Source organism: Verticiella sediminum, assembly GCF_007558815.1.
GTDB lineage: Bacteria > Pseudomonadota > Gammaproteobacteria > Burkholderiales > Burkholderiaceae_B > Verticiella > Verticiella sediminum.
Genome location: NZ_VLTJ01000038.1, coordinates 47,765 through 67,065, shown reverse-complemented (window position 1 = coordinate 67,065; position 19,301 = coordinate 47,765). Strand labels below are relative to the sequence as shown.

The window sequence follows — 19,301 nt, the reverse complement described above, 5'->3', positions numbered from 1 at the left end:
CGGCCAGTGCCGCCTGCCCGCCGCGCCTCACGCCGGCGCCGGCTGGTAGCCTGCTGCGCGCAGGCGATGATCAGGCCACCGCCTTGTGCTGGCGCGCCTGCAGCTCGTCGAGCCTGGCCTGGGCATCGCGCAGCGCGGTGCGCAGGCCTTCTTCCACCACGGGATGGTAGAACGGCATGTCGAGCATCTGCGCGACGGTCAGGCGCTGCTGCACCGACCAGGCGAGCAAATGCGCCATGTGCTCGGCCGTCGGCCCGACCATCTCCGCACCGAGGAACTCGCCCGTGCGCGGGTCGGCATACACGTGCAGTAGGCCGCGGTTCTTCAGCATGACGCGGCTGCGCCCCTGGTCGTCGAAGTTCACCTCGCCGGTGACGAAGCCGTCGGGCAATTCCTTGAACGGCTTGCCCACCGCGAGAATCTGCGGATCGCAGAAGACCACGGCGATGGGCGCGCGACGCTTGCCGGGCTGCACGTTCGGAAAGTTCGCCGCGTTCTGGCCGGCAATGCGGCCCTCGTCCGACGCCTCGTGCAACAACGGCACGGTGTTGTTCACGTCGCCGGCGATGAAGATCGGCGCCTTGCCCGCCTGCATCGTGTAGCGGTCGAACACCGGCACGCCCTTGTCGTCGAGTTCGAGCGAGGTGTTCTCCAGCTTGAGCCCGGCCACGTTGGGACGCCGGCCGGTGGCGGCGAGCAGGTAGTCGAAGCGCTCGACCGTCTCCTGGCCGTCCAGGTTCACGTAGCGGATCTCGACCTCGTCGCCCACCTGCTCGATGTGCTTCACGTCGGCGTCGGTGTCCAGATAGAGTTCGTTCTGGAACACCTGCTGCGCATTGGCCTTGACTGCCGGGTCGTTGAGCCCGCCGAGCAGGCCGCCCAGGCCGAAGATGCGCACGTGCACGCCCAGCCGGTGCAGCGCCTGGCCGAGTTCGAGGCCGATCACGCCAGGGCCGAACACCGCCACGCGTGCGGGCAGGTCGGCCCACTCGAAGACATCGTCGTTGACGATGAGCCGGTCACCGGCCGCCTTGAACATGCCCGGCACCGCCGGCGTCGACCCGGTCGCGATCACCACCGCCTTGGCATGCACCTCGGTGTGCTCGTCCACGAGCAGCACGGTGTCGGACTTGAAAGTCGCGTAGCCCTGCAGCTTGTCCGCTTCCGGATAGCTGCCGACCGCGTCGAGAATGAAGCCGACGAAACGGTCGCGTTCGCTGCGCACGCGCTGCATGACCTCGCGGCCGTCGATGCGCTTGTCGCCCTCGACGTGCACGCCGAAGCGCGGCGCCTCGTCGACTGCGTGCGAGGCTTCGGCCGCCGCGATCAGCAGCTTGGAAGGCATGCAACCGACGCGGGCGCAGGTCGTGCCGTACTGCCCGCTTTCGATCACGATCGCGCGCTTGCCTTGCGCCTTGGCGGCGCGATAGGCGTTCATCCCGGCGGTGCCGGTGCCGATGACGGCGACGTCGGTATGCAAGGTTTTCATCTGTCGTTTCTCTTCGGTTGGTCGTGAAGGATGTGCGCCGGCGCCTGGACGCCGGCTGCCGTGCAGCCGCACGCGCTGCAAGGCGCGTCGCGGTTGCCCGCCGCGATCAGAGATTCGCGGCCTTCAGCGCGTCCAGCCCGCCGATGAGCTTGCCGTTCACGAACACCTGCGGGGCGGTCATCTGGCCGCTCAGCGCGCCCAGGACTTTGCCGCGGTTCTTGTTTTCCAGCGGGATATCGATGAAATCGTAGCCCTTGGCCTGCAGCAGCTCCTTGGCTTCGGCGCAGAACGGGCAGCCGGGCTTGGACAGCACCACCACCTGGTCGGGCTTCTTGGCCTTGGGATTGATGTAGTCGAGCATGGTGTCCGCATCCGAGACTTCGAACGGATCGCCTTCCTTCTCGGGCTCGATGAACATCTTGTCGACCACGCCGTCCTTGACCAGCATCGAATAGCGCCAGCTACGCTTGCCGAAGCCCAGGTTGGCCTTGTCCACGAGCATGCCCATGCCCTGGGTGAACTCGCCGTTGCCGTCGGGCACGAGCGTGAGGTTCGCGGATTCCTGCTCCTTGGCCCATTCGTTCATGACGAAGGTGTCGTTCACCGACACGCACAGGATGTCGTCCACACCGTTCGCCTTGAAGGCGGGCGCCAGCTCGTTGTAGCGCGGCAGGTGGGTGGACGAGCAGGTGGGCGTGAAGGCGCCCGGCAGCGAGAACACCACCACGGTCTTGCCCTTGAACAGATCGTCGGTGCTGACCGTCTTCCAGGCGTTGCCGTCCCGGACCTGGAACTTGACGTCGGGAACGCGTTGACCTTCGTGATTGGACAGAGCCATGTAAAACCTCCTGTTGAACGGTTGGATCCTGCTCGGATCGCCCGTGCTGTGTTCGCCGGGCATGGAAGAGAGTATGCAGGCGGAAGGGTATTTAATCAAATCTATTATATAAATGCTTTCGATTTGATATGACTATTGACCATCTTGCCCTACGCCTATCCTGTCGAGCGCGCATCACCGGCTGGACAGCAGGCGGCGCAATGTCTGCACCTCGTCCATCAGCTCCAGGGCGAGGGCCACGCCGGCCGGGTTGACGCCCAGGTCGCGCCGCAGACGCGCAGCCACGCGCAAGCGCTGCAGGGCCGGGCCGTCGAAGCGCGGCCCCTCGGGGCCGCGCGACGCGGGCTCGACCACGCCTTCGTCGACGAACTCGACGATCCATTCCTCCCTGATCCGGCAGACCCGGCTCACCTGCGACAGGGAAACGAGCTCGACTTCGCCCACGATAGTGCCGGTCAACGTCTGGTTCTGTTGCATGTCTCACCCTCCCGCCTGACGCCGCGGATTGAACTGGAGTTCCTGCGCCATGCGCCGGTACAGCGCCTTGGCCTTCTCGGTGTCGGCGGGCGGCCACACGACCTTGAGCACGGCGTACAGATCGCCCGCCGGCCGGCCGGGCAGCCCGCGACCACGCAAACGCAGGCGGCGACCGTCGGCCGAGTTGGCCGGGATCGTCATCTCGACGGGCCCGGCCGGGGTCGGCACTTCGACCGGGCCGCCCAGCGCGGCCTCCCACGGCGCCACCGGCAACACGACGGTGAGATCCTTGCCGTCCACCTGATAGTGCGGATGCGGGTTGTACACCACTTCCAGGTACAGATCGCCGCGCTGCCCGTTGCTGCCCGGCTCGCCCTGCCCCGCCAGGCGTATCTGCTGGCCCTCGCGCACGCCGGCCGGAATGTTCACGTTCAATACGCGCTCCTTGAGCGTCACGCGCCCCTGCGCATCGACGTCCGGCTCGCGCAGGGAAATATTGCGGCTCGCCCCATGGAACGCATCCTCGAGATCGATGGCGATACGGGCGTGGTGATCGCGGCCCGGGCCGGCCCGCTGCGCCCGCGCGCCGGCGCCGAAACCGCGCGCACCGCCGAACAGCGATTCGAAGAAATCGCTGAAATGAGCGGCTTCCTCGGCGCTGAAATCCTGGAAATGCGCACCGCCGCCCATGTCCGCGGCGCCCGGGTGCTGCTCGCGCCAGCCCGGCGGCGGACGAAAGTCCTGGCCGGCACGCCAGTTCGGCCCGAGTTCGTCGTAGGCCGCCCGCTTCTGCGGGTCGGACAGCACTTCGTAGGCTTCGCCCACTTCCTTGAATTTGTCTTCGGCCCCGGACTCCTTGCTGACGTCCGGATGATATTTGCGGGCGAGCCGGCGGTAGGCCTTCTTGATGTCGTCGGCCCCCGCGTCGCGCGCCACGCCGAGGATCTTGTAGTAATCCTTGTACTCCACGCTGTTCGCCTCCGCGAAAAACGCAGGCGCCGGCCGCATCCCGCGCGCCGGCCGCCCTGCGCACACTACGCCGGCCCGCCGCCCGCCTAGCGCCATCCGAAACCACCGGGGTCGTCCCGGATAGGCGCGCGGTGCGGGGCTTGAAAACGTGCCGACCCGATCCCCATATGCGGCTCGAGGGCACGGAATCAACCGAGCCCACGCCCGCTCCCGGGCCTTCCTACACTCGATTCCAGGAGTCTGCCATGTACTCATCCATGCTGCGAGTACCCAGTGAAGTGCTGGCGCAGTTCGACGGGCTGCAACGTCAGGTGGAACAACTGCTCGGCCTGCGCGGCGCGACCAGCATCCGCGGCAGCCGCAACGGCTTTCCGGCCATCAACATGGGTAGCACACCGGATGCCATCGAAGTCTATGCATTCGTGCCCGGCGTCGATGCGACCTCCCTGGAGGTCACCGTCGACAAGGGGCTGCTCTCGATCGCCGGAGAGCGGGCGAGCGTCGTGCCGGCCGAGGGCACGACCAACGTCTACGCCCGCGAGCGCTACGCAGGCAAGTTCAAGCGCGTGATCGCCCTGCCCGAGGACGCCGACCCGGCGCAGGTCCAGGCGCAGTACCGCGACGGCGTGCTGCGCATCACGGTGAACAAGCGCGAATCGTCCAAGCCGCGCCGCATCGACGTTCAATGAGAAGGGAGACGAACATGTCACAGACCGATACCACCCAACAGCAAGCCAGCGAGCGCGACGCGGTGATCGCGCCGGCCGTGGACATCTGGGAAACCGACGCCGGCATCGATCTGGCGGCCGACCTGCCCGGCGTGCCGCGCGAGAGCCTGAACATCGGAGTCGACGGCGACACCCTCACCATCGAGGGCACGGTGACGCTCGAAGCCGCCGCAGGGGTCGAACCGCTGCACGCGGAAGTCCGCACGCCGCGCTACCAGCGCAGCTTCACGCTGAGCCGCGAACTCAACGCCGAGGCGATCACCGCCAACTTCGTCAACGGCACCCTGCGCCTGCACATACCGCGCCAGGAAGCCGCCAAACCGCGCCGCATCGAGATCACGGCCTGAGCCGTCGGCCGCCGGGCGCGCGCCGGTACTCGCCCGGCCGCGCCCCGGTCCAGCCGCGAAACGCGCGGCGAAACGCGCTCGGATCGGCAAACCCCAGTTCCAGCGCGATACGGGTCACGCTGCGCCGCGTGTCGGCCAGCCAGGCAAGCGCCAGGTCGCGGCGCAACTGCTCGCGGATCGCGCGGTACGACTGGCCTTCCTGCTCCAGGCGGCGGCGCAGCGTGCTCACGCTGACGCCGAAGCTCGCGGCCAGCGTGTCGAATGCCGGCCAGGCGGTGGGCGGCGTCCGCTTGAGCTGGCGCCGCACCCGTGCGGCCCAGCCCTCTGGGTTCTGATACTTGACGATGAAGTTGGCCGGCGCGCTGCGCAGAAAGCGGCGCAGGTCGGCGCGCGTGCGCTGCACCGGCAGTGCGAGGACGGCAGCGTCGAAAACGACATAGGTCTGCGGCACGCCGAAGCGCAGAACCCCGCAATACATGACGCGATACTCGGCGCTGTACGCCGGCTCGGCGTAGGCGAAGCCGGCCTCGCGCAGCGCGATCCGGCGGCCCGCCAGCCAGCACAGCACACCGTGCAGCATGATGAGCAGGGTCTCGTGGGCGAAGGGGCGCGCCGCACCCGCGTGCCGCGCGTGGAGCTCCAGCCGCGCGAGCGCGCCGTGCTCGCGCAGCACGACGGCAAAGTCGTCCAGGACGATGCCGAAGAAGCGTGCGATGCGAGCCGCCGCGCCGCCCAGCGTACGGGCGCCGATCGCCGCCTGGCACATCAGGGCGAAACTGCCGCATTTCATGCGGCGCGCATCCTGGCCGAAGAACTCGTCGTCCAGCGCCAGCGCGACCGCGCGCCACAGGCGCCCGTACTGGTCGGCCGATACCCTGGCCCCGGCGGCCTGCAGGGACTCGGGCGCAATACCCGCCGCGGCGAGCGCCGCGCTCACGGCCTGCGGCTGCGGCGCGAGCCCGGACAGCGCCGCATGCACGAACACGATGGCCACGCTTCCCTTCTCCATGCCCGGGATTCTAAGATCGGGGGGCGAAATCTTCCATGCCGGCTGCGCGAATACGCCACGCCGCTGCCGTGCCGCCGGCCTACACTGGAAGGCATGCCCATCAGGGGCGCCCAGACGCCCGCATCGCAGGAGGAGCCAGTGGATTTCCACACCGACGAGCAGCGGATGATCCGCGACACGGCGCGCGCTTTCGCGCGCGAGGTCCTCGCGCCTGGCGCCGCGCGCTGGGACCAGGAGGGCGCCATCCCCCGGGAGGTCATCCATCAACTGGGCGAGCTCGGACTGCTCGGCATGATGGTGCCCGAGACCTACGGCGGCACGTACACCGATTACACGGCCTATGCCCTCGCGCTCGAAGAGATCGCTGTCGGCTGCGCCTCGACGGCGACCATGCTGTCGGTGCACAGCTCGGTGGGCTGCGGCCCCATCCTGCGCTTCGGCACGCCCGAGCAGCAGCAGGCCTGGCTGCCCGACATGGCGGCCGGGCGCAAGATCGGCGCATTCTGCCTCACCGAGCCGCAGGCGGGCTCCGAGGCGCACAACCTGCGCACCCGCGCCGTGCTCGACGGCGATCACTGGGTGCTCAACGGCACCAAGCAGTTCACCACCAACGGCCGGCTCGGCGCGGTGGCCATCGTCTTCGCCGTGACGGATCCCGAACTCGGCAAGCGCGGCCTGTCGGCCTTCATCGTGCCCATGGACACGCCGGGCTTTCTGGTCGGGCCGCCCGAGAAGAAGATGGGCATCCGCGCCTCGGACACCTGCCCGGTCACCCTGCAGGACTGCCGGATTCCGGCCGCCGCCCTGCTCGGGCAGCGCGGCGAAGGGCTGCGCATCGCCTTGTCCAACCTGGAGGGCGGGCGCATCGGCATCGCCGCGCAGGCCGTGGGCATCGCGCGGGCGGCGCTCGAGGCCGCGCTGGCCTATGCCAGCGAACGCGTGCAGTTCGGCAAGCCCATCCGCGAGCACCAGTCGGTGGCCAACATGCTGGCCGACATGGCCACCCGCATCAATGCCGCGCGCATGCTGGTGCTGCACGCCGCCCGCCTGCGCACCGAGAACCTGCCCTGCCTGTCCGAGGCCTCGCAGGCCAAACTCTTCGCCTCGGAAACCGCCGAGTTCGTGTGCTCGCACGCCATCCAGATCCACGGCGGCTACGGCTTTCTCGAGGACTACCCCGTCGCACGGCACTATCGCGACGCGCGCATCACCCAGATCTACGAAGGCACGAGCGAAGTCCAGCGCATGGTGATTGCGCGCTCGCTCCAGAGCGGCGGCTGAGACGCGCGGCGTTCGCCCCGGTCCGGGTGAACGCCCCACGGCCCGCTACGCCACCAGACGACAGAACCCCAGGAGACACCATGAGCACCGACGTCAAACTACTCATCGACAACCAGTTCGTCGCCTCCCGCACGCAGGAATGGCGCGACATCGTCAACCCGGCCACACAGGACGTTCTCGCACGCGTGCCCTTCGCCACCGCGGACGAGGTCGACAACGCGATTGCCGCGGCCCAGCGCGCCTTCGCCACCTGGCGCCACACGCCGGTGGCCGCGCGCATGCGGCTGATGCTGCGCTTTCAGGCGCTGGTGCGGGCCAACATCCCGCGCCTGGCGGCCATACTGACGGCCGAACAGGGCAAGACGCTGGCCGACGCCGAAGGCGACATCGTGCGCGGCCTCGAAGTCGTCGAGCATGCCTGCTCGGTGGGCACGCTGCAGATGGGCGAATTCGTCGAGAACGTGGCGAGCGGCGTGGACACCTACACGCTGCGCCAGCCGCTGGGCGTGTGCGCGGGCATCTGCCCCTTCAACTTCCCGGCCATGATCCCGCTCTGGATGTTCCCGATGGCCATCGTGTGCGGCAACACCTTCGTGCTCAAACCCTCGGAGCAAGACCCGATGACCGCCATGGCGCTGGCAGAACTGGCCATCGAAGCCGGCTTTCCGGAGGGCGTCCTGAACATCGTGCATGGCGGCAAGGACGTCGTCGACGCGCTGTGCACCCACCCGCGCATCCAGGCGATCTCCTTCGTCGGCTCGACCGCGGTGGGCACTCACGTATACAACCTCGGCAGCCAGCACGGCAAGCGCGTGCAGAGCATGATGGGCGCCAAGAACCACGCCGTCGTGCTGCCCGACGCGAACAAGGCCCATGCGCTGGACGCTCTGGTCGGGGCGGGCTTCGGCGCGGCCGGCCAGCGCTGCATGGCGACCTCGGTCGCGGTGCTGGTGGGCGAGGCGCGCCAGTGGCTGCCCGACATCGTCGAGCGCGCACGCAGGCTCAAGGTCAACGCCGGCACGGAACCGGGCACCGACGTCGGGCCGGTCATCTCGAAGGCGGCCAAGGCGCGCATCCTCGGCCTGATCGAGAGCGGCACGACGGAAGGCGCCACGCTCGAACTGGATGGCCGTGACGTCCAGGTACCGGGCTACGCGCAAGGCAATTTCGTCGGCCCGACGGTCTTCTCCGGCGTCAAGGCCGACATGCAGATCTACACCCAGGAGATCTTCGGCCCCGTGCTGCTCGTCATGCAGGCCGACACCCTGGACGAAGCCATCGCCATCGTCAACGCCAATCCGTTCGGCAACGGCGTGGGCATCTTCACGCAAAGCGGTGCGGCCGCGCGCAAGTTCCAGAGCGAGATCGACGTCGGCCAGGTCGGCATCAACATCCCGATTCCGGTGCCCGTGCCCTTCTTCAGCTTCACCGGCTCGCGCGGCTCCAAGCTCGGCGACCTCGGGCCCTACGGCAAGCAGGCCGTGCAGTTCTACACCCAGACCAAGACCGTCACCGCGCGCTGGTTCGACGACGCCACCACCAGCGAAGTCAACACCACGATCAACTTGAAGTAGAGGTCCCCCTACGCGCTGGCGCGCGCTCCCCAGGAGGGGGCGGTGCTGGCGGACCGGCGAAGCCGGCTCCGCGGCACCCTGGATGGAGCAGCGTGCTTTCAGGCGTCGCGGGAGGCGCGCGGCGCCATCGCAAAAGTGAAATGACCCGGAGACAGTCATGACCATCGCATTCATTGGACTCGGCAACATGGGCGCGCCGATGGCCCGCAACCTCTTGAAGGCCGGCCGCAAGCTGGTCGTGTACGACCTCAGCACGGACGCGGTCGCCGACCTGGTGAGTGCGGGCGCGCAGGCCGCCGAGTCGGTCGGCCATGCCGCCAGCCTCGCCCAGACCGCGGTGATCACCATGCTGCCCGCCGGCACGCACGTGCGCACCGTGTACCTGGGCGAAGACGGTGTGCTCGCCCGCGCGACGCGGGGCGTCCCGCTGATCGACTCGAGCACCATCGACCCGGCCACCGCGCGCGAGGTCAGCGCCGCCGCCCAGGGCCAGGGCAACCCGATGGCCGACGCCCCCGTCTCGGGCGGCACCGGCGGGGCCCAGGCCGGCACCCTTACCTTCATGGTCGGCGCCGAGGCCGGGCTGTTCGACACCATACGCCCCATCCTCGCCGAGATGGGCCGCAACATCGCCCACTGCGGCGGCGCGGGCAATGGCCAGGTCGCCAAGCTGTGCAACAACATGCTGCTCGGCATCTCGATGATCGGCGTGTCCGAAGCCATGGCGCTGGGCGTGAGCCTGGGCATGGACCCCAAGGCGCTGGCCGAGGTCATCAACACCTCGAGCGGGCGCTGCTGGAGCAGCGATACCTACAATCCCTGGCCGGGTGTGATGGACAACGTGCCGGCGGCACGCGGCTACACCGGCGGCTTCGGCACCCCGTTGATGCTCAAGGATCTCGGGCTCGCCACCGAGGCCGCACGCCAGGCCGGGCAGCCGGTCCATCTCGGCGCCCTCGCCCAGCAGCTCTACCAATGGTTCGCCGCCAACGGCCACGCCGCCGAAGACTTCTCTGCTATCGTCAAGCTCTACGAGCAAGGCTGACGCGGCCCGGGCGCGCCCGGGGCCCGCCAACGCAATGATCGCGGCCCTGGCAGACGCAGGGCCGCCTGCATTTCACGGAGAGCATGCATGAGCGATTCCACCGTTTTCGACACCGATGGCCACCTGGGCATCGTCACCCTGAACCGGCCGCAAGTGCTCAACGCCTTGTCTCACGACATGATCGTCGCCATCGCCCGCCAGCTCGCCGCCTGGGAGCATGACGACAGCGTGCGCGCCGTGCTGCTGCGCGGCTCCGGCGAGCGCGCCTTCTGCGCCGGCGGCGACATCCGCTCCATGTACGATGGCTACCACGACGGCAGCCGCAGCTACACCCGCTTCTTCCTTGATGAATATCGGCTGGACCACCAGCTCTGGCGCTACGCCAAGCCGGTCATCGCCCTCATGGACGGCATCACCATGGGCGGCGGCATGGGGCTGGCCCAGGCCGCTACGCTGCGCATCGCCACGGACAAGACGCGCATGGCCATGCCCGAGACGGGCATCGGCCTGATCCCGGACGTGGGCGGCACCTTCTTCCTGTCGCGCATGGCGCCGCACCTCGCCTTCTATCTCGGCCTCACCGGCAACAGCATCCACGCCGGCGACGCCCTGTACTGCGGGCTAGCCGACGTCCACGTCGGTGTGGAGAGCCTCGAAGACCTGCTCGCCACGCTCAACGACATCGACTGGAGCGGCAATCTGCACACCCGGGAAATGCGCCTGCGCGCCGCTGTCGCCCCGCTCGCCAAGCCGCTGGCGGAAACTCCGCCGCTGGCCAGGCTGGCCGCGCCGCTGATGCGCCACTTCGGCCAGCCGAGCGTACGCGCCATCACGGAGTCGCTCGCCGGCGAGTCCGGCGAGCACGCGCAGTGGGCAAGCGAGACGCTGGCCACGCTGGGCCACCGCTCTCCCTTGTCCATGCATCTCGTGTATCGGCAACTCACCGAGGGCCGCAAGCTCGACCTGGCCGACTGCTTTCGCCTCGAATACAACCTCGTCATCCGCGCCATCGAGGAAGGCGACCTCATCGAGGGCGTACGCGCCCTCATCGTGGACAAGGACAAGAACCCGCGCTGGGACCCGGCTCGGGTGGCCGACGTGGACGACGCACGCGTCGCCGCGTTCTTCGCCGAGGACGTGGCCAACCCGGCGCATCCGCTGGCGGACCTGGACGCCTGAGCGCTACGTCGAGCGGGGCGAGGGGCTACTACCCCCCCCCCCCGGGCCCTCCACTGCTGAGCGGTGTGGCTCGGTGCCAAACAGATACTGCAGCATCAGCAGGCGTCCCGCTACACGTTCACCCGCTTGATCACGCCCCCGGGCGCACCATAAAAAAAACGGACCGCTAGGGTCCGCCATCATCATCGACACCGCTCGATCGCATCGAGCCAACAGCCGGCAAAGGCCGCCAGCGCGGCAATTCAAAGGTCGAGTTCCAGATTCACCGCCACGTACTGGTACACCGTGCGGCGCTTGCGCGAGCGGGCCGGATCGACGTACACACGCCGCTCGATCAAGCGCCCATCGGCCTTCTGGGCCCGGATGTAGTCCCGCACAGCCTGCTGGTCAACCACGCCACTGGCGGGATTGTTCAGGTGCTCGGCGAGCGCAGAGCGGGCTAGGGGTTCCGAGAACATTGAGGCTATGACGGATAACGGCGACAAGGGCCGTGATCTTAACCCACCAAAGCGGCAAATACGAAATCCATCCCTTGCCTGGGCGCCCCGAAACCGCGAAAAAAGCCGGGTTCCGGGGTTTTTGCACAACGTTGGACGCAGGTTGACTGTATGTATATACAGCCAATCTAAAAGGTCAGGACAAATCAGGCGAAACGCGGATCGCGGCTGCGCGCGGGCGCACTCGCACCCTTGCCGCGAGGCGACGATTCGCTACGGCCGCCATCCTCGAAGCGACGCGGACGGCTGAACTCGCCGCGCGGCTTCCATTCGGTGGCGCGCTCGCCGCTACGCGGCGCGAGCGACGGCTTGCCTTCCGGCCGGCGCTGCCAGTTGCCTTCGCTGCGCTCGAAGCCACGGCTCTCGCCGTCGGCGCGACGCTCGCCGCCCGCGTAACCGCCTTCACGACGGCCAAAGCCGCCTTCGCTGCGCCCGCCCGCCGGCCTGCCGCCGAAGCCGCCGTCGCCCTGGCGCGGTGCGCCATGGCTCTTGTAGCCGCCCTGCCCACCCGGACGCGCGCCCGGCTTGCCGCGCCAGTTGGCGCCGCCCGGCCGACGTGCGCCCTCGGGACGCGGCGTGGAGCGCGGCTCCAGGCCTTCGACGACCTGGGGCGGAATGGGCTGGCCGGTGTACTTCTCGATGCGGCGAATCTTGTGCCGCTCGGCATGGGTGGCCAGCGTGAACGCCAGCCCGGAACGGCCCGCCCGGCCGGTACGGCCGATGCGGTGCACGTAGTCTTCCGCCTGCATGGGCAGGTCGAAGTTGACCACGTGGCTGATGCCCTGCACGTCGATGCCGCGGGCGGCCACGTCGGTGGCGACCAGCATGCGCACCTGCCCGCGCTGCACCTGCATGATCGTGCGGTTGCGCGCACGTTGCGTCATGTCGCCATGCAGCGCCGCGGCAGCGAACCCCTGCTCGTTCAGGCGGCCGGCCAGATCGTCGGCGGCACGCTTGGTCGACGTGAAGATGATGGCCTGCTCGAGATCGACGTCGCGCAGCACATGGTCGAGCAGGCGGGCCTTGTGGGCCGTGTCGTCCGCGTACATCAGGCTCTGCGTGATGTTCTTGTGGTTCTCGCGCGGCGAGGACAGCTCGATGCGCTGCGGGTCACGCATCATGCGCGAAGCCAGCCGAGCGACGTTGCCGTCCAGGGTGGCCGAGAACAGCAGCGTCTGGCGCTCGGCCGGCGTCTGCCCGACGATGGCCTCGATGTCGTCGATGAAGCCCATATCGAGCATGCGGTCGGCCTCGTCCAACACCAGCACCTGAAGCTGCGAGAGGTCCACGCGACGCGACTGGACGTGATCGAGCAGACGGCCCGGCGTGGCCACCAGCACATCCACCGGGCGCGACAGCGACTTCAGTTGGGCGCCGTAAGGCATGCCGCCGACGACCGTGGCAATGTGCAGGCGGCGCATGCCGGCGCCATAGGTACGCGCCGCGGCGCTCACTTGCTGAGCGAGTTCGCGCGTGGGCGTGAGCACCAGCACCTTGACGGCGCCGCGACGGGCCGCGCCTTGCAGCGGGCTCTCGCCCTCGGCCGCCAGACGATTCATCGACGGCAGCATGAAGGCTGCCGTCTTGCCGCTGCCGGTCTGCGACGAGACCATGAGGTCCATGCCCTTCAACGCGGCGGGAATGGCTGCGGCCTGGACGGGCGTCGGATCGGTATAGCCGGACTTGGTGACGGCCGAGATGAGGGCGGGGGCAAGCCCCAGGGATGCGAATGACATGGGATCCTTTCGTTACGAGCTGGCGCGCGCCGCCTGCCAAACAAGCGACGTGTCCGCGCAACGGCAGCAGACGCCGAATGCGCGAAGACCGCTGGGCGCACTATCGAATGGCGCTGCGGTGCCTGGTGAGTGACTCATCGGTGCCGACCGATGAACCAGACGCCGTGGCGAAAGGAGAAGGTCAGATACGATGCATGAAGGGCCGGATTCCGCCAGTCCTGCTGCGAGCGGGGCCTATGTTGCGGTGCAATATCAAGCGCAACGCAATTAGTGATTCTACCATGAATTGCGCGCGCGTGACCACCCACCCACGCAAGCCCGCCAACACCTCCCAGACTTGCCCGCCTCCCCACTTCGCTCGGGGTCTAGCGCGGCACCGCCCGGCCGCTCCGAAGGAGCCGCGCCGCCTCCCCCACGGGGGGAGGTGCCCGCGCAGCGGGCGGAGAGGGCCCACCCTACTTTCCAGTCGTCACCCGATTCACCCGGCGCGACTTGACCGCCGCCGCCAGGCGCTCGAGCACCTGCACCGACTCGTCCCAATCGATGCAGCCGTCCGTGATGCTCTGGCCATACTGCAGCGACACCCCGGGCAACAAGTCCTGGCGGCCCGCGACCAGATGGCTCTCGACCATCACGCCGACGAGGCGGTCCTCGCCCTTTTCGATCTGCCCGGCGATATCGTCCACCACGCGCGGCTGGTTCTCGAATTTCTTGGCGCTGTTGGCGTGGCTGACGTCGACCATCAGGCGCTGGGCCATGCCGGACTTGGCGATTTCCTGGCATGCCGCCTCGACGCTGACGGCATCGTAGTTCGGCGTCTTGCCGCCGCGCAGGATGACGTGACAGTCTTCATTGCCATTGGTCGACACGATGGCCGAGTGCCCGCCCTTGGTGACGGACAGGAAGTGATGCGGCTGCGAGGCGGCCTTGATGGCGTCGACGGCGATGCGCACGTTGCCGTCGGTGCCATTCTTGAAACCCACCGGGCAGGACAGCCCGGAGGCCAGCTCGCGGTGCACCTGGCTCTCGGTGGTGCGCGCGCCGATCGCGCCCCAGGACACCAGGTCGGCGATGTACTGCGGGGTGATCATGTCCAGGAATTCGCAGCCCGCCGGCATGCCCATGGCGTTGATGTCGAGCAGCAGCTCGCGCGCGATGCGCAGCCCCTTGTTGATGTTGAAGCTGCCGTCCAGGTCGGGGTCGTTGATGAGCCCCTTCCAGCCCACCGTGGTGCGCGGCTTCTCGAAGTACACGCGCATGATGATTTCCAGCTCGCCGGCGTGGCGCTCGCGCTGCTGTATGAGCCGACGGGCATATTCCAGTGCCGCCTCGGTGTCGTGTATGGAGCATGGCCCGATCACGACGGCCAGGCGGTCGTCCATGCCGTGCAGAATGCGGTGCAGCGCTTCGCGTGCGCCATACACCGTGCCGGAGATCTTCTCGTCGCAGCGAAACTCGCGCATCAGGTGCGCGGGCGGAGCAAGCTCCTTGATTTCTCGGATACGCAGATCGTCGGTATTGTGCGACACGATGGACTCCAGGCTTCAGTTGTGTGTTTTAACGCGGCATAAAAAAAAGCCGCCAGGTTCACTGGCGGCTTTCTCGGGATTCGGTTTGATTCATCAGGATCAGACTGAGCGCTTCCCTTCCTCCGCCAGTGGCTTAGGAAAACCGTAAAAATAAAAAAAGTACGGACGGGCAAAAGCGTTCATAGCGATAAATCCTATCATGCCACTTCGGAACTTTGCAACGAAAATCCAGTCATCGTGCGCCACGAACTGGAACATCCTTCCCGGCACCGCGACCGATGCGATTCAACAGCGCCGGGCCTGCGCTGCGCAGAACGCGCGACAGCACTCAATCCTCTTTGCCCTTGCGGACCCAGGCGGCGAGCTGGTGCGGCCGCAGGCTGTCGTAGTCCTCGAACGGCTGGTGGATCCAGGGATTCGTCGGCAGCTTGGCCATGTAGTAGTCGGGCGCGGCCTTGGCATGCCCCTTCCACCACAGCACCGCCGAGCGGATCTCGGTCACCGCGGGGAACTGGTGCTTGAGATGCTCGAGCACGCGGTTGAAGGTGAGGCCGGTATCGACCATGTCGTCGACCAGCAGCACGCGGCCGGACAGCGTGCCGCGCGTGATCGTGATGTACTGCGCGATGTCCAGATCGCCCTGCACCGTGCCGGCGGCCTCGCGATAGCTGCTGGTGGCGAGGATGCCCAGCGGCACATCGAAGATGCGCGAGAGCACGTCGCCCACGCGCACACCGCCGCGGGCGAGCGACAGGATCTGGTCGAACTTCCAGTCGGAGTCGTACACCTGCAGAGCGAGACGTTCGATCAGGCGGTGGTACTCGTCCCAAGACACCCAGAGATGCTTGTCGGAGTCGGGGGGTTGCGACATGGCGGCTCCTTTGCCATTCGGGACTGGCCCGGGATGAAACGCAAGACGGGCGGCTCGCGCCGCCCGTCCTTCCTGCCCGCTGGTGGACCGGAATCAGTTCTTGAAGGGGTGACGCAGGACGATGGTCTCGAGACGGTCGGGGCCGGTCGACACCAGGTCCACCGGCACGCCGGAGATCTCGGCCATGCGCTCCAGGTAGCGGCGCGCGTTCAGCGGCAGCTTATCGTACTCCGTAATGCCAACCGTGGATTCGCTCCAGCCCGGCAGTTCCTCGAGCACGGCTTCGGCCTTGCCGACAGCATGCGCGCCATACGGCAACACGTCGCGCCACTCGCCGTCCACACGGTAACCCACGCCCAGCTTGATCGTCTCCAGGCCGTCGAGCACGTCGAGCTTGGTGATGCACAGCCCCGAAATACCGTTCAGGCGCACCGAGCGCCTGAGCGCTGCGCCGTCGAACCAGCCACAGCGGCGCGCCCGGCCGGTCACCGAACCGAACTCGTTGCCCACGCGTGCGAGATGCTCGCCGGTGCTGTCGGTAAGCTCGGTCGGGAACGGCCCGGAGCCCACGCGCGTGGCGTAAGCCTTGGTGATGCCCAGCACGTACTCGAGGCTCTGCGGGCCCACGCCCGCGCCGGCCGCCGCCGCGCCTGCCACGCAGTTGCTGCTCGTGACATAGGGATAGGTGCCGTGATCCACATCGAGCAGCGCACCCTGCGCGCCTTCGAACAGCAGCTTGCCGCCGTTGGCTTGCACCTCGTAGAGCGAGGTGGAAACGTCGGCGACCATCGGCGCGATGCGCGGTGCGAGTTCCATGGCTTCGTCGAACACGGCGTCCAACGAGACGGCTTCGGCACCCAGGTACTGGGTCAGTACGAAATTGTGGTATTCCAGCGTCTCGGCCAGCTTCGCGCGGAAGGACTCGGGCTCGAACAGATCCTGCACGCGCAGCGCGCGGCGCGCCACCTTGTCTTCGTAGGCCGGACCGATGCCGCGCCCGGTGGTGCCGATCTTGGCATCGCCCTTGCGCGCTTCGCGCGCCTTGTCGACCGCGATGTGGTAGGAGAGGATCAGCGGGCAGGCTTCCGAGATGCGCAGACGTTCGCGCACGTTCAGGCCGGCCTGCTCGAGCTCGGCGATTTCCGAGAGCAGCGCCTGCGGCGAGAGCACCACGCCATTGCCGATGCAGCACATGACGCCGGGATGCATGATGCCCGAGGGAATCAGGCGCAGCACGGTTTTCTTGCCGCCGATCCACAGCGTGTGGCCGGCATTGTGGCCGCCCTGGAACCGGACCACGCCATCGACCGATTCGGCCAGCCAGTCGACGATCTTGCCTTTGCCTTCGTCGCCCCACTGGGTGCCGATGACGACTACGTTCTTAGCCATGTTGAACTTCCCAAAGCCGTAATGCGTGAAAAATGGACAGGGGGATGCCCCCCGGCGTCGTTCTGCGTGGATCGGGGGGCGCGCCTAGCGGCGCACCACCACCTGCCAACCGCGTTCGCCATGGATCAGTTCCCGGTCGAACGCATATTCCTGCTGGTCCGCCTCGCTGCCCGGCAGGCTTTGCACCACGATATGGCCGGCCGCCCGCAGCTCGGCCACGGCATGCATGAGATCGGACTGGTCGCCCCAGGGCGCGCGGATCGCGGGCACGCTGGTGGCAGGCGGCAGCAGCCCGGCTAGCACGCGCAGGTCCAGGCTGAAGCCGGTCGCCGGACGCGCCCGGCCGAACTCGCGGCCGACGTTGTCGTAGCGGCCGCCGCGCACCACGATGTCGGGCCAGCCGTCGACATACACCGCGAACACCGCACCGGTGTGATAGCTGTAGTCGCGGGCATCGCCCAGGTCCACCGAAACGGCACCCACGGGCAGCGATCGCGCCAGCGCTTCGAGGGTGTCCAGCGCCGCCGTCACGCCCGGCAGCCCGGGCAGCACCTTGCGCGCCTCGGCGAGCACCTCGATGCCGCCGTACAGACGCAGGAGCTCGCGCAAGGCGCGCGCGGTGTCGTCGCCGAACGCCGGCAGCACCGCCTCGAGCCCGGCCTCGTCCTTGGCCGCCAGCAGGTCGCACACCAGGTCGATCTGGCTCTGCGCGGCCGGGTCGTGAGCCAGGATCGCGCGCGCCAGCCCGGCGTGGCCGAGATCCAGGCGGGCATGATGGATGCCCGCGCGCTGCACGCTGGCCAGCGCCAGGCGCAGCATCTCGACATCGGCCTCGAGCCCGGCATGGCCGTAGAGCTCGGCACCGATCTGCAGCGGCTCGCGCGTGGCGGTGAAGCCGGCGGCGCGCGTGTGCAGCACACTGCCGCAATAGCACAGCCGGGTGACGCCGGACCGATTGAGCAGGTGCGCGTCGATGCGCGTGACCTGCGGCGTCATGTCGGCACGCACGCCCAGCGTGCGACCGGACATCTGGTCGACCAGCTTGAAGGTGCGTAGATTGAGATCGCTTCCGGTACCGGAGAGCAGCGAATCCAGGTATTCGACCAACGGCGGCATGACCAACTCATAGCCGTAGGTACGGTACAGGTCGAGCAGCGATCGGCGAAGTTCTTCGATGCGCCGAGCCTCGGCCGGCAGAATGTCGGCCAAGTCCTCAGGCAGCAACCACTTGCCCATGGGGTTCAATCCTGAAGCGAAATTACGCAGACAATGAATGAAAAACGCGGACGAAAAAAAACGGCCGGAGGGGTAAGCCCTACCAACCGCGTTTTGTGCCCAGCTTACACGCTATTGTACTACACACTTGCCGAAGCACCAACGGCCGGCGCCCCTCTTTCAGGCACCGGCCGCGGGCATCGTCAGGGCGTGGCGGGCAGCGGCGCGGGCGCCGCGGGTGCCCCGCCGTTGCCCGAGACATTGCCGAAATAACGGAAGAAATCGGAATCCGGGCTGACGACCAGCACGTCGCTGCGACTGCGGAACGACTCGCGATAGGCCTGCAGGCTGCGATAGAAGTTGAAGAACTCGGCGTCCTTGCCATAGGCCTGGGCAAAGATCCCGCCGGCTTCGGCGTCGCCCTCGCCCATCAAGGCCTGCGCGCGGGCATAGGCCTCGGCGACGATCTCGTCGCGTTGGCGCTCGGCGTTGGCACGAATGCGCTCGCTCTCGGCCGCACCGATCGATCGCTGCTCGTTGGCCGCGCGGGTACGCTCGGCTTCCATCCGGCGATACACGGACTCCGAGATCTCCGGCACGAAATCGATGCGCTTCAGGCGCACGTCGACCACTTCGACGCCCACGCTGGCCGCCGTCTTGGCGACGTTGTTGCGGATCTCGTCCATGATCATGTTGCGCTCGCGCGAGATCACGGCCGCCACGGTACGTCGGTTGACCGAGGCGTTGAGCGCGTCCCGGATGACCGCCTGCAGGCGGGCCTGCGCGCCGCGTTCGTCGCCGCCGAAGGTCACGTAGTACAGACGCGGATCGGCAATGCGCCACTTGGCATAGGCATCGATCAACAGGTTGATCTTCTCGGCGGTCTGGATGCGCTCGGGCTGGGAATCGTCGATGGTGAGCAGGCGCTTTTCCAGGTACACCACGTTCTGGAAAGGCGGCGGCAGCTTGAAGTAGAGACCGGGCTCGTCGATCACTTCGCGCACTTCACCCAGGGCGAAGACCAGCGCGTAGTCGCGCTCGCGCACGATGAAGGTGCACGAGAGGGCAATCACCACGAGGATGGCGACGAGGATGCCCAGCGGCATGAGGATGCGATTCATGGCGTGT

General features: G+C 67.7%; 18 protein-coding genes. 6 read left to right on the top strand and 12 right to left on the bottom strand.

From position 1 onward, the window contains the following. Positions 1 to 70: 70 nt before the first annotated feature. From FOZ76_RS19440 to FOZ76_RS19425, 4 genes are all read right to left on the bottom strand, one after another. Positions 71 to 1,489, bottom strand: a complete 1,419-nt coding sequence (locus FOZ76_RS19440; RefSeq protein ID WP_143949946.1) for a dihydrolipoyl dehydrogenase — start codon at positions 1,487 to 1,489, stop codon at positions 71 to 73. A gap of 106 nt (positions 1,490 to 1,595) precedes the next feature. After that, the gene (locus FOZ76_RS19435; protein WP_143949945.1) at positions 1,596 to 2,327 is read right to left on the bottom strand and encodes a glutathione peroxidase; all 732 of its coding nucleotides are present in this window, start codon (positions 2,325 to 2,327) and stop codon (positions 1,596 to 1,598) included. A gap of 174 nt (positions 2,328 to 2,501) precedes the next feature. After that, on the bottom strand, positions 2,502 to 2,804 hold the full coding sequence (locus tag FOZ76_RS19430; RefSeq protein WP_143949944.1) for a chaperone modulator CbpM: 303 nt from the start codon (positions 2,802 to 2,804) through the stop codon (positions 2,502 to 2,504). 3 nt (positions 2,805 to 2,807) lie between these two features. After that, on the bottom strand, positions 2,808 to 3,773 hold the full coding sequence (locus tag FOZ76_RS19425; protein ID WP_143949943.1) for a DnaJ C-terminal domain-containing protein: 966 nt from the start codon (positions 3,771 to 3,773) through the stop codon (positions 2,808 to 2,810). Between the two features lie 245 nt (positions 3,774 to 4,018). On the opposite strand from FOZ76_RS19425, the gene FOZ76_RS19420 reads away from it, so the two are divergent. Together FOZ76_RS19420 and FOZ76_RS19415 are read left to right on the top strand one after the other, a co-directional pair. Next, complete coding sequence (locus tag FOZ76_RS19420; protein WP_143949942.1) at positions 4,019 to 4,462, top strand: Hsp20/alpha crystallin family protein; 444 nt, start codon at positions 4,019 to 4,021, stop codon at positions 4,460 to 4,462. 14 nt (positions 4,463 to 4,476) lie between these two features. Continuing rightward, on the top strand, positions 4,477 to 4,848 hold the full coding sequence (locus tag FOZ76_RS19415; RefSeq protein ID WP_143949941.1) for an Hsp20/alpha crystallin family protein: 372 nt from the start codon (positions 4,477 to 4,479) through the stop codon (positions 4,846 to 4,848). Here FOZ76_RS19415 and FOZ76_RS19410 read toward each other — a convergent pair. Then, positions 4,838 to 5,857, bottom strand: a complete 1,020-nt coding sequence (locus tag FOZ76_RS19410) for an AraC family transcriptional regulator (protein ID WP_143949940.1) — start codon at positions 5,855 to 5,857, stop codon at positions 4,838 to 4,840. The two genes, FOZ76_RS19415 and FOZ76_RS19410, sit on opposite strands and share 11 nt — an antisense overlap. Positions 5,858 to 6,022: 165 nt before the next feature. Here FOZ76_RS19410 and FOZ76_RS19405 point away from each other — a divergent pair, with 165 nt between their 5' ends. The 4 genes from FOZ76_RS19405 to FOZ76_RS19390 all read left to right on the top strand — a co-directional run bounded on the left by FOZ76_RS19405 (position 6,023) and on the right by FOZ76_RS19390 (position 10,936). Beyond that, positions 6,023 to 7,138, top strand: coding sequence for an acyl-CoA dehydrogenase family protein (locus tag FOZ76_RS19405; protein ID WP_246129644.1), 1,116 nt, complete (start codon positions 6,023 to 6,025; stop codon positions 7,136 to 7,138). An 80-nt stretch (positions 7,139 to 7,218) separates the two neighbouring features. Next, positions 7,219 to 8,712, top strand: coding sequence for a CoA-acylating methylmalonate-semialdehyde dehydrogenase (locus FOZ76_RS19400; RefSeq protein ID WP_143949938.1), 1,494 nt, complete (start codon positions 7,219 to 7,221; stop codon positions 8,710 to 8,712). 157 nt (positions 8,713 to 8,869) lie between these two features. After that, the gene (mmsB, locus tag FOZ76_RS19395) at positions 8,870 to 9,757 is read left to right on the top strand and encodes a 3-hydroxyisobutyrate dehydrogenase (RefSeq protein WP_143949937.1); all 888 of its coding nucleotides are present in this window, start codon (positions 8,870 to 8,872) and stop codon (positions 9,755 to 9,757) included. Positions 9,758 to 9,844: 87 nt separating this feature from the next. Further along, the gene (locus tag FOZ76_RS19390; RefSeq protein WP_143949936.1) at positions 9,845 to 10,936 is read left to right on the top strand and encodes an enoyl-CoA hydratase/isomerase family protein; all 1,092 of its coding nucleotides are present in this window, start codon (positions 9,845 to 9,847) and stop codon (positions 10,934 to 10,936) included. Between the two features lie 242 nt (positions 10,937 to 11,178). Here FOZ76_RS19390 and FOZ76_RS19385 read toward each other — a convergent pair whose 3' ends face one another. The 7 genes from FOZ76_RS19385 to hflC form a co-directional block, all read right to left on the bottom strand. Beyond that, positions 11,179 to 11,394, bottom strand: a complete 216-nt coding sequence (locus tag FOZ76_RS19385) for a hypothetical protein (protein WP_143949935.1) — start codon at positions 11,392 to 11,394, stop codon at positions 11,179 to 11,181. Positions 11,395 to 11,579: 185 nt separating this feature from the next. After that, positions 11,580 to 13,169, bottom strand: coding sequence for a DEAD/DEAH box helicase (locus tag FOZ76_RS19380; RefSeq protein WP_143949934.1), 1,590 nt, complete (start codon positions 13,167 to 13,169; stop codon positions 11,580 to 11,582). Between the two features lie 455 nt (positions 13,170 to 13,624). Then, the gene (gene aroG / locus FOZ76_RS19375; protein ID WP_143949933.1) at positions 13,625 to 14,698 is read right to left on the bottom strand and encodes a 3-deoxy-7-phosphoheptulonate synthase AroG; all 1,074 of its coding nucleotides are present in this window, start codon (positions 14,696 to 14,698) and stop codon (positions 13,625 to 13,627) included. A gap of 328 nt (positions 14,699 to 15,026) precedes the next feature. After that, the gene (locus tag FOZ76_RS19370) at positions 15,027 to 15,569 is read right to left on the bottom strand and encodes a phosphoribosyltransferase (RefSeq protein ID WP_143949932.1); all 543 of its coding nucleotides are present in this window, start codon (positions 15,567 to 15,569) and stop codon (positions 15,027 to 15,029) included. A 93-nt stretch (positions 15,570 to 15,662) separates the two neighbouring features. After that, positions 15,663 to 16,958, bottom strand: coding sequence for an adenylosuccinate synthase (locus FOZ76_RS19365; RefSeq protein ID WP_143949931.1), 1,296 nt, complete (start codon positions 16,956 to 16,958; stop codon positions 15,663 to 15,665). 84 nt (positions 16,959 to 17,042) lie between these two features. Further along, positions 17,043 to 18,194, bottom strand: a complete 1,152-nt coding sequence (locus FOZ76_RS19360; protein ID WP_143949930.1) for an ATP phosphoribosyltransferase regulatory subunit — start codon at positions 18,192 to 18,194, stop codon at positions 17,043 to 17,045. A 182-nt stretch (positions 18,195 to 18,376) separates the two neighbouring features. Beyond that, the gene (hflC, locus tag FOZ76_RS19355) at positions 18,377 to 19,294 is read right to left on the bottom strand and encodes a protease modulator HflC (RefSeq protein ID WP_143949929.1); all 918 of its coding nucleotides are present in this window, start codon (positions 19,292 to 19,294) and stop codon (positions 18,377 to 18,379) included. Between the last annotated feature and the right edge of the window lie 7 nt (positions 19,295 to 19,301).